The organism is Bartonella sp. AD328YNZD, assembly GCF_042196425.1.
On record NZ_JBHIQG010000061.1, the window covers coordinates 1 to 10,398 of the forward strand.

10 protein-coding genes are annotated in these 10,398 nt (G+C 36.3%); 6 read left to right on the top strand and 4 right to left on the bottom strand.

All coding sequences use genetic code 11. The features are described 5' to 3' along the window. Positions 1 to 197, top strand: a 197-nt coding sequence (locus ACFIO3_RS04645) for an L-serine ammonia-lyase, iron-sulfur-dependent, subunit alpha (protein WP_375704142.1), incomplete at its 5' end; no start/stop codon positions are given. Between the two features lie 1,756 nt (positions 198 to 1,953). Here the strand turns inward: ACFIO3_RS04645 and ACFIO3_RS04650 are convergent. After that, the gene (locus ACFIO3_RS04650) at positions 1,954 to 2,232 is read right to left on the bottom strand and encodes a hypothetical protein (RefSeq protein ID WP_273790659.1); all 279 of its coding nucleotides are present in this window, start codon (positions 2,230 to 2,232) and stop codon (positions 1,954 to 1,956) included. Positions 2,233 to 2,264: 32 nt separating this feature from the next. Continuing rightward, the gene (locus ACFIO3_RS04655) at positions 2,265 to 3,614 is read right to left on the bottom strand and encodes a D-alanyl-D-alanine carboxypeptidase (RefSeq protein WP_375607223.1); all 1,350 of its coding nucleotides are present in this window, start codon (positions 3,612 to 3,614) and stop codon (positions 2,265 to 2,267) included. Between the two features lie 234 nt (positions 3,615 to 3,848). On the opposite strand from ACFIO3_RS04655, the gene clpS reads away from it, so the two are divergent. Both clpS and clpA read left to right on the top strand, forming a co-directional pair. Then, the gene (gene clpS / locus ACFIO3_RS04660; protein ID WP_375607222.1) at positions 3,849 to 4,220 is read left to right on the top strand and encodes an ATP-dependent Clp protease adapter ClpS; all 372 of its coding nucleotides are present in this window, start codon (positions 3,849 to 3,851) and stop codon (positions 4,218 to 4,220) included. A 6-nt stretch (positions 4,221 to 4,226) separates the two neighbouring features. After that, on the top strand, positions 4,227 to 6,578 hold the full coding sequence (gene clpA, locus ACFIO3_RS04665) for an ATP-dependent Clp protease ATP-binding subunit ClpA (RefSeq protein WP_375607221.1): 2,352 nt from the start codon (positions 4,227 to 4,229) through the stop codon (positions 6,576 to 6,578). A gap of 7 nt (positions 6,579 to 6,585) precedes the next feature. Here clpA and ACFIO3_RS04670 read toward each other — a convergent pair whose 3' ends face one another. Beyond that, a complete protein-coding gene (locus ACFIO3_RS04670) occupies positions 6,586 to 7,008 on the bottom strand; it encodes an HIT family protein (RefSeq protein WP_375607220.1) in 423 nt (140 codons plus the stop codon). Positions 7,009 to 7,142: 134 nt separating this feature from the next. Beyond that, positions 7,143 to 7,604: a RidA family protein gene (locus ACFIO3_RS04675; protein WP_375607219.1), complete on the bottom strand. Its 462-nt coding sequence runs from the start codon at positions 7,602 to 7,604 to the stop codon at positions 7,143 to 7,145. Positions 7,605 to 7,749: 145 nt separating this feature from the next. Between ACFIO3_RS04675 and ACFIO3_RS04680 the strand changes: the two genes are divergently transcribed. The 3 genes from ACFIO3_RS04680 to tsf all read left to right on the top strand — a co-directional run. Continuing rightward, positions 7,750 to 8,586, top strand: coding sequence for a cell envelope integrity EipB family protein (locus tag ACFIO3_RS04680; RefSeq protein WP_375607218.1), 837 nt, complete (start codon positions 7,750 to 7,752; stop codon positions 8,584 to 8,586). A 167-nt stretch (positions 8,587 to 8,753) separates the two neighbouring features. After that, the gene (gene rpsB / locus ACFIO3_RS04685; protein ID WP_375607217.1) at positions 8,754 to 9,533 is read left to right on the top strand and encodes a 30S ribosomal protein S2; all 780 of its coding nucleotides are present in this window, start codon (positions 8,754 to 8,756) and stop codon (positions 9,531 to 9,533) included. A 102-nt stretch (positions 9,534 to 9,635) separates the two neighbouring features. Then, a partial coding sequence (gene tsf, locus ACFIO3_RS04690) for a translation elongation factor Ts (protein WP_375704143.1) occupies positions 9,636 to 10,398 on the top strand: 763 nt, incomplete at its 3' end.

Genomic DNA, 10,398 nt, shown 5'->3' on the forward strand with positions numbered 1-10,398 from the left:
TTCCTTGTATTGAGCGTAATGCAATGGGGGCTGTTAAGGCGGTAACGGCTTCTTCTCTTGCATTACATGGTAATGGAGATCATTTTGTTTCTCTTGATGCTTGTATAGAAACAATGCGCCAGACTGGTCATGATATGAGTGAACGCTATAAAGAGACAAGTAAAGGCGGTCTTGCAGTCAATGCGATATCTTGTTAAGAGCTGGAACATTTTTCAATCCATAACTGGACTTTTGGGAGAGAGATCGTATTTCCTAATAAAGCTTATGTTTTTTGTTCCTTATAAATCAAAGTTCCACTTTAATGCAGCAGTAGTTTGAAATAAATCTGAGATCATTCAGTGTTTTCTTAACGAATAATAGGTGTTGCATGCAAGCTTGGAGGGGAGAGTGTTGTGCATCTGTTTGATTTGTCTCTAAAGTGGGGAAAAAGTGTAATTTGGAAAAAATAAGAAAGCGTAAAGTAAAGTTAGTGATCAATCTGCCATTATTTTTAGCTGGGTTTTATGGCTTTAAAAAGTTTCCATAGCCATATATCTTTTAAATAATGGAAGATTATGCCTGAGTATCCAAGGAAAATTTGTTTTAAATCTGAATAATTATGATGAAGAGAGTAGAGTTTTAAAGACTTTAATTTTTTAAAAGTGAAGTTTTTTCTACCTAGTATGGTAAAAAATGCCTTGAAAAAAAACACTAATTTACAATAATTAAGAGATATATTGGAAATATCTTTTTTATTTATAAATTTTTTACCGACAAAAAAATTAAAATAAATAATAACGTATACATTAAGAAATATTTATAAAAATTCTCATGAGAATAGAATGCACACAATAGAACATTATCGTGTTACGCGTTCGTGAGTTCGTTTTAAAAAAATATCTCTCAACGCTCCCAAGCTCATTTCACGATGGCACCTGTGAATGATATAACAGTAAATCCATTGAGCTGTCCCCATCTTTATGCTTAATAAAAAGAGTACGCTGGCATGGTTGCACACTTTGCCAGAGCCGCCCCTCTGTACAGGGACAAAGCTCTTGGCATTTGAAACGGTTCATTATAGGCATTTTTAGTCTTTTTGGTACAGTTTCACGCTACACACTAATCTCGCTCATAACATGCAAGAGACGGTTTTGATTGATTCAACATAAACAGATTTTTAATGAGAGAATCTTACGATATTCGAGATTCTCATCTAACATGCAAAATAATTAATTATCTTTATAAATCAGTATCTTGCATATGAATAATATAATGTAAGTTTTCCATGGATGGTATAAAATCTATAGAGTATTAGCATTTTTATTTATAAAGAGAGAAAACCAACACTATCATCCTTTTTTAAATAGTTTATATGCCAATTTTTCTCGTGATGAGCAAGCGAGCGATTTTGACTGATTCAATATAAGAAGTAAAATAAGAGCATTTTACGAAAATCTCTTATTCAATATGCAAAAAATAAATTATAATTATAAATTAAAATCTTATGGAAATCGTTATTATAATATTTAATCTGATAATTTGTTTACGTTTTTTCATCGATAGTATTTGTATTTTCCAATTTTCTGTGCCTTTTGACATAAATACAAGTAAGAGGAGTGAGATTGTTTTTTTACAGCGTTTATGTTGTATGGGGAGCGTTATTAAGAGAGATTTTCTTTATTGAACTTTTACAATAATCCCATCAAATGATAAGCTTTCATCTAATGAAGCTATTCATTTTTTCCAGAAAGATATCAAGGACAATTTTTTATATTAAATCCAAAAAGTGGAAAAATATTGGGTATTTTTATGTCATTAACAATGTTTTTATTAAAAGCTTGGAGATATTGGATAGTTGGAAAAGCTGTCAGAAAAATTCAACAATTTAAGAAAAAAGTATGTTTATCAAAAGGTTTTCTAAGGCTGTAGATAATGGTTAATAATAAAATAATTTTTTAGAGAGGGTCTGTAGAATTAAATATTTGTTGCTCCTAAACGGATTTTAATAGGCACATTACCAGTTTGGCTCGCAACGCGTAAATGAATGCGTACAGGAGGCATTATGAGACGACGGTTGCGCATTGTTTGGCAAATGAGAAGGTTAACAAGAGACTGTGTATCTAATGCTGTCGAATTATATTTTAAACCAGTAAGTTTTGCGGCAGCATCGTGAAGAGAACGCAATGAAAGGAGGGATGATTGCTTCAATAAAATTTCTTTTTTATGGAATGAAGCAAAAGCATTATCTGTCATAATACTATCCTTAACGCAGAATTCAAAAATTTTTAGTAGGCTACAGTATAGCAGTTAAAATTTGCTTTCTTTAATGTAGAGCAAGCATCAAATGCAGCTTTTTTTGATTGAAACCCTGTAAAGCGTGCTCGGTAATAACGCCGCCCACTTTTTTCAAACAGTTGCATGTGTGAAGATGCATGCTTTAAAGTAGAAAAAGCTATATTTTTTGCTTTTAAAAGTAGAGTTTTTGCTTGTTCTTCACTAGGAAGAGAACCAATTTGGATAGCCCATCCGGCATTTTCGGACAAAGAGACTGTTACAATTTTATGAGTCTCAGCTGGTATAGTTTTTTGAGGATTCGGTATTGGTATAATTACCTTATTTACAGCCGTTATTGCGATATTGGAGTTTTTAGGTTGTTCTGCAAATGCTGTCAACATAGTCGAAATTTCATCGTCAAAATTACTTGAATCAGCTTTAATGGTCGGTATAGGAGTATTGGCCCCAGTGGGTAAGTGATAGCGTACAGAAGCTATTAAACGTTCACCACTTTTCATTTGGCTTGCTTTGGGCAAATATTGATTCAATAAGCTAGCCATATGCTCGTCACGTGCAGTAGATGATTTACCTCCCATAACAACAGCGACAATAGAGCGCCCCTCAAGACGCATCGAAGTTGCTAAATTAGAACCTGACATTTGTGTGTAGCCTGTTTTAATTCCATCGACACCTTTCATTATTTTAACAAGTTTATTGTGGCTGTTAATTTTATGTCCACGGAAATTAAAACTTTTTGTTTTGAACAATTTATATTGTTTGGGAAAATGTTTACGTAAAGCTAATGATAAAGTCGCTATATCTCGTGCTGTAGAATAATTGTGCACATCCGGAAGTCCTGAAGCATTTGCAAAATGTGTATGTTTCATGCCAAGTTTACGGGCTTTTACTGTCATCATTTGAGCGAATTTTTTTTCACTACCTCCAAGATATTCTGCAATGGCAGCAGCAACATCATTTGCGGATCTTGTAATGAGTGCTTTAGCTGCTGATTCTGCAGAAATTGTTTGGCCTGCTTTAAATCCAATTTTTGTCGGTGGACGCATTGCTGCATAATGTGAAACAGGAATTGGTGTATTTGGTGTCACACGACGCATCTGCATAGCTTCAAAGAGGAGGTACAATGTCATCATTTTTGTTAAAGAAGCAGGATAACGTTTCAGTGTTGCATTGGCTTGAAATAGAGTTTTTCCCGTAGTAGCATCTATAACAATAGCCGCATACTTATCAGGATAGGCCCCTTGAGGTGTGGCGGATGCCCAACAGTAAGAAAAAGCTAACATAACAAAAGAAATTGCTATTGTTTTACAGTAGCGCATAATTTTTTGATAATTAATATACACTTGCAGTATCCTATTTCTCCATTTATCCTAAAAAACTTCTATAAAGCTTCCTTTTCTGTAATTTATTGATGCAGTTTAGACGAATGGTATTACTAATTTGTTTACAGAAGTTATTTTATGAGTGAGCGATTGAAGTCTAACCATAGAGGAAATTTTTTTTCTAATACAAACAGGTATTGCAATAGTTATGAAAGAATTTAAAATTAATAAAAATGTGCTGCATGGAAAACGATAATGGGACAGATGCTCATAATAAACTCTATAGCTCGTATTATGCATAATGAAAAGGGCAAGAATTGGGATGAAGGTAGGCATGGTGCGGTTATAATGCCTAAGGCTAGAGAAAAACTTGAAAAACCTAAATTATGTCGCGTTTTTTTGCTTAATGATGATTACACACCTATGGATTTTGTTGTTTTCGTTTTGAAGAACTTTTTTAAAAAAAGTTTCGAAGAGGCAACGCGGATAATGTTAAATGTTCATCACAATGGGATAGGAGAATGTGGGACTTATACTTATGAAGTCGCTGAAATGAAAATATTACAAGTGAGGGAATGTGCGCGTCAAAATGAACATCCGTTACAATGTGTAATGGAATGGAAGTGAGGAGCTATGCCATCTTTTACACCTAGTCTTGAAGAGGTTTTGCATCGTGCATTAACAATTGCTACTCAAGCACGCCATGAATATGCAACACTAGAGCATCTTCTACTTGCGCTGTTAGATGATGCCGATGCAAATTCCGTTATTCAGGCTTGCCAAGTAGATGTGGAGGAATTGCGAGAGCGCTTAACCAATTATCTTCGCTCAGAGTTAGATGAACAGATTAGAGCTGATGAGGATACAAAGCCTACAGCTTTTTTCCAGCGTGTTATCCAACGTGCGGTGATTCATGCACAATCGGCTGGAAAAGATGAAGTATCGGGGGCAAATGTTCTTGTTGCAATTTTTTCTGAACGTGAAAGCCATGCAGCATATTTTCTTCAAGAGATGGGAATGACACGCTATGATGCTGTACGTTTTATTTCACAGGGTGTCACGCGTGATGATGGGTTATCCATGTTACTTGAAGGACTTGAAGAGCAATTAGATCAGCAGATTTCGGATAATGGTGAAAGAGGAACAAGTGCTTTAACGAATTATTGTGTTGATCTCAATTGTAAAGCACGTAATGGAAAAATTGATTTATTAATTGGCCGTGAAATAGAAATTTCACGCATGATTCAGGTTTTATGTCGAAGGTCAAAAAATAATCCGCTTTTGGTTGGTGATCCTGGAGTGGGGAAAACCGCTATAATTGAGGGATTGGCAAAGCGCATTGTTGATGGGCAAGTGCCTGAAGTTTTATCAAATGCAACAATATTTTCTCTTGATATGGGGGGACTTGTTGCAGGTACACGTTATCGCGGTGATTTTGAAGAACGCTTAAAGCAAGTTATTAAAGAGTTTGAGCTGTATCCAGATGCTATTTTATTTATTGATGAAATTCATACCTTAATTGGAGCAGGAGCGACATTAGGGGGAAATATGGATGCAGCAAATCTTTTGAAACCTGTATTATCTTCTGGAACTATGCGATGTATTGGTTCGACGACTTACAGAGAATATCGCAAATTCTTTGAACAAGATCGTGCTTTAGAGCGTCGTTTTCAGAAGATTGATATTAATGAACCTTCTGTTACAGATGCGATTAAGATTTTGCAGGGGATGAAGCCTTATTTTGAAGATTTTCATCAGATTAAATATACAGATCAGGCGATGAAGGCATCTGTAGAATTATCTTCACGTTATATAATTGACCGTAGGTTACCTGACAAAGCAATTGATATTATTGATGAAAGTGGAGCAGCGCAAAAGCTTTTGCCACAAAAACAACGCAAGAAGAGTATAGGTGTTAAAGAAATTGAAGCGACTGTTGCTACAATTGCAAGAATTCCACCAAAAACAGTTTCCCGGAATGATCAGAAGATACTGAGTAAGCTTGAAAGAGAACTCAAACATGTTGTTTATGGTCAAGATCAGGCAATTTCCGTCTTAGTTTCATCCATAAAATTGGCGCGAGCAGGTTTACGCGAACCGGATAAACCAATAGGAAGTTATTTATTTTCAGGACCAACAGGTGTAGGAAAAACTGAAGTTGCAAAACAGCTTGCATCATCTTTAGGCATTGAATTATTGCGTTTTGATATGTCAGAATATATGGAACGGCATACGATAGCACGTTTAATCGGAGCACCTCCAGGTTATATAGGGTTTGATCAAGGAGGTCTCCTTACAGATGCCGTTGATCAGAAACCTCACGCAGTTCTATTGCTAGATGAGATTGAGAAAGCGCATCCAGAGTTATTTAATATTTTATTGCAGGTAATGGATTATGGTAGATTAACAGACCATAATGGTAAGAAAATTGATTTCCGCAATGTTATTTTGATTATGACAACCAATGCTGGTGCTTCAGATATGGCAAAATCAGCTATTGGATTTGGGAAAGTACATCGTGATGGTGAGGATATAGAAGCAATCAATCGACTCTTTACACCAGAATTTCGTAATCGGTTAGATGCAATTATTCCGTTTGCATCTTTATCTCATTTAATCATCAATCAGATAGTGCAAAAATTTATTTTTCAGCTTGAAGCACAATTAGCTGATCGGGGAATTTGTTTTGAATTAAGCCCTTCTGCAACTTTATGGCTTTCTAATAAAGGATATGATTCTCAGATGGGAGCACGCCCATTAGGGCGTGTTATACAAGAATATATTAAAAAGCCATTAGCTGATGAAATTTTATTTGGAAAGTTACGCAATGGTGGTACCGTTCGCGTATTGACACAAAAATCAAATGGTAAAAAAGAAAGCTTACAGTTAGAAATTTCATCTTCCGATATATCTGTAAGTTCAAAGAAAAGTAAAATGGAAAACTTTACAAAAAAACGTTTAGGAAAAAAAAGCACAACAACTTAAGAGTGTGTTATAAAGCTGCACGGATTTTTTTTGCATTCTCTTCAAGTATTTCTGGAGGCGTTACCATATCATTATGAGGGGTAAGCTCTATTCCCTCCATACGTGGTATAATATGAAAATGAAGGTGATAGACGGTTTGTTGACTAGCTGCTTCATTAAATTGCATGACAGTTATGCCATCTGCTTGAAAGGCTTTTTTGACAGCATTTGCAATTTTTTGAACAGCTTTAATAACAGGAAATAATGTTTCAGGATCTGCATCAAGTAAGTTTCTAGAGCCTTTTTTAGGAATGACCAGCGTATGACCTGGTGCCTGTGGCATGATATCCATAAATCCAATAACATCATCATCTTCGTAGACACGAACAGAAGGGATTTCATTGCGAATCAATTTAGCAAAAATATTATTATTGTCATAAGCTTGTTTCATACAAATATTTCCTTTTATCGTAAGTTTAAGATTCTAATTTAAAAACGAAAAAATGCAAGGTTTATCAGAGTGTAAGACAAAGAAGTACTTTGACTTCAGTTATATTTAGGATAATGCACTGTCTTAATGAAGGTTTAGATTTCTATGATGGCTTCAACTTCTACAGGAACATCCATAGGAAGAGAGGCAACACCAATAGCAGAACGGGCGTGTTTTCCAATTTCACCAAGGATATTGACGAATAAATTAGAAGCTCCATTGGCAACAAAAGGAATATCGGTAAAATGAGAATCTACAGCCACAAAAACAGTAATTTTGACCACACGTTTTATTTTATTTAAGTCACCCAGAGTTGCCTTGAGTTGCGCGAGAATATTGAGAGCGCAAGCTTCAGATGCTTTTTGGGCTTGTTCGGTATTCACAGTTGCACCAACTTTACCGATAGCTATAGGTTTTCCATTAATAAGAGGGAGTTGTCCAGAAATAAAGAGTTGATTGCCACTTTGTGAAGTGGTGATGTAATTGGCAAGGGGGGAGATTACTTCAGGAAGAGTGATTCCGAATTTTTCTAAGTTTTTTTCAATCATATTGGTCATAATTTTAACTCCATAGCTGCTTTATAATATATTCATTGCATAATCTATTTTTTGATTTAAGAAAATGTGTGGTTAATTGAGAAATTAGCCTTTTTTGCCTTATTGTATGATGTTATGCAACGGGGATAAAGTTCGGAAGTTGGGAATGATTAGATCATTATTTATAATAATTTTATATATTGTTTTTTTATGTACTGCGAGAGCTGAAGAGCCCATTTTTATTGTGCCTCATCGAGCAATTTATGATTTTCATCTCGATAGTGTTTCTCATGAAATGACAATTTCTGCGATGTCAGGACGAATGGTTTACGAGCTCACTGGTTCGGCATGCCAGGGCTATAGCACACGTTTTCGTTTCATTAGCCGTGTTCACATTGAAGATATGCCAGTACGTTTGACGGATCAACAGACGACGAGTTATGAAACAGGAGACAGCCGTACATTTCGTTTTAATATTACAGATCAAGAGGGAGAAGAGGTTGTGCATCGTGCCGAGGGGGTTGCGGAGCGTACGCAAGATGGTATTACAGTTACCTTAAAAAAGCCAAAGGGAAAAGAGTATAAGCTTGCAATGGCTGAATTTCCAATGATGCAACTAAAAAATATTATCCGCCATGCAAAAGCAGGAGATCATTTTTACAATGTTACTGTATTTGATGGGACAAATAAAGCAGATAAAGTTATAAAAGAAAGTATCGTCATAGGGGAAAAGAAAACGCTTTTATCTGATAGCGAAACGGAAAAAGTAAGAAAATTGGATGAAGAAGAATATTGGCCTGTTACAATTTCTTATTTTGATGATGGAGAAAATAAAGATGGTTTGCCGGTTTATCGTAGCAGTTTTCTCTTACATGAGAATGGTGTCATGCGAGATCTTCATATAGATTATGGAACTTTTTCAGTGCGTGCAAAATTGAACAGTCTCGAATTCTTGGAACTTGGAAAAGATCTTAATCAATGTGAAAATGCAAATATTAAATGATTAAAGAAAATAACTTGAAAAAGAATCAAATATTAGTATGTTTGCGCTATTCCACACGCGGAGTCTGGGTGTTTGCAAATGATCTGTGAGAAACTTCTAGCAAGCATCCGCCGGTAGCAGGTCTTCCTGCTTTTTCCGCGGAGGTTGAACCGGAAAGGATAAGATTTATGGCACTACCCGATTTTACTATGCACCAGCTTTTAGAAGCCGGTGTGCATTTTGGTCACCAGACTCATCGCTGGAATCCCAAAATGACTCCCTATATTTATGGTCAGCGTAATAATATCCATATTATTGACCTTGCTCAGACCGTTCCACTTTTACATCAAGCACTTAAACTTGTTTCAGATACTGTAGCGCGTGGTGGTCGTATTCTCTTTGTTGGTACGAAACGACAAGCATCTGACATTATCGCTGATGCGGCCAATCGTTCTGCCCAATATTACGTTAATGCGCGTTGGCTTGGTGGCATGCTCACAAATTGGAAAACGATTTCCAATTCAATACATCGTTTGCGTAAGCTTGACAAAATTCTTGCCGCTGAAGCACAAGGCTTTACCAAAAAAGAACGTTTAAATCTCGAACGTGATCGTGAAAAGCTTAATCGTGCGCTTGGTGGTATTAAAGATATGGGTTCTGTTCCAGATCTTATATTTGTTATCGATACAAATAAAGAAAATATTGCACTCCAAGAAGCAAAGCGTTTGGGTATTCCTGTAATTGCTATTATTGATACCAATTGTGATCCCGATGACGTGACACATCCAATACCAGGTAATGACGATGCTTCACGTGCAATTTCTCTTTATTGCGATCTTTTTGCCCGTGCTGCTCTTGATGGTATTGCACGCCAGCAAGGAGCAATGGGTATCGATTTAGGAGCTCAAGTTGATGCACCTATGGAGCCTATTTTGGAAGAAAATGCAGTTTCAGAGGTTTCTGAATAATATAAAATGCCTAATTAAGGTACTTTTATTGTCTAAAGAAGAAGTTATAGGCGTGCAGAGGGATTTTGCACGCTTTCACTGTTACAAAATAAAGAGGCAAATATGAGCATTACTGCTGCACAAGTAAAAGAACTTCGAGAACTATCTGGCGCTGGTATGATGGACTGTAAAGCCGCCCTAGCAGAGACCAATGGTGATATGGAAGCTGCTGTTGATTGGCTTCGTAAAAAAGGAATAGCTAAAGCAGATAAAAAGGCTGGTCGTACAGCAGCTGAGGGATTAATCGGAGTCGTATCAAAAGATTCACATGCAGTTTTGGTTGAGATTAATTCTGAAACAGATTTTGTTGCACGCAATGATGGATTCCAAGACATCGTGCGTAAAGTAGCAACTGCTGCCTTAGATACGTCAGGGGATGTTGAATCTGTTTCTGTTTCTCTTTATCCAGGTTCTGAGAAGACTGTAGAGCTTACAATTAAAGATGCAATTGGCACAATTGGCGAAAATATGACATTTCGTCGTTCCGCTAAATTGTCTGTTGAGAATGGTGTTGTTGCGACTTATATACACAATAGTGTGGCTGATGGGCTTGGAAAACTTGGTGTTTTGGTTGCGATTGAGACAACAGGAAATAAAGAGGCTGCTCTTGCTTTTGGTCGGCAGGTCGCAATGCATATTGCGGCAACCAATCCATTAGCACTTACAGCACAAGGTGTTGATGCTTCTGCTGTTGAACGTGAAAAAGCAATTTTTTCAGATCAAGCACGTCAGTCTGGAAAGCCTGAAAATATCATTGAAAAAATGGTAGAAGGGCGTATGCGTAAATTTTTTGAAGAGGTTGTTTTGCTTTCACAGGCTTTTGTTA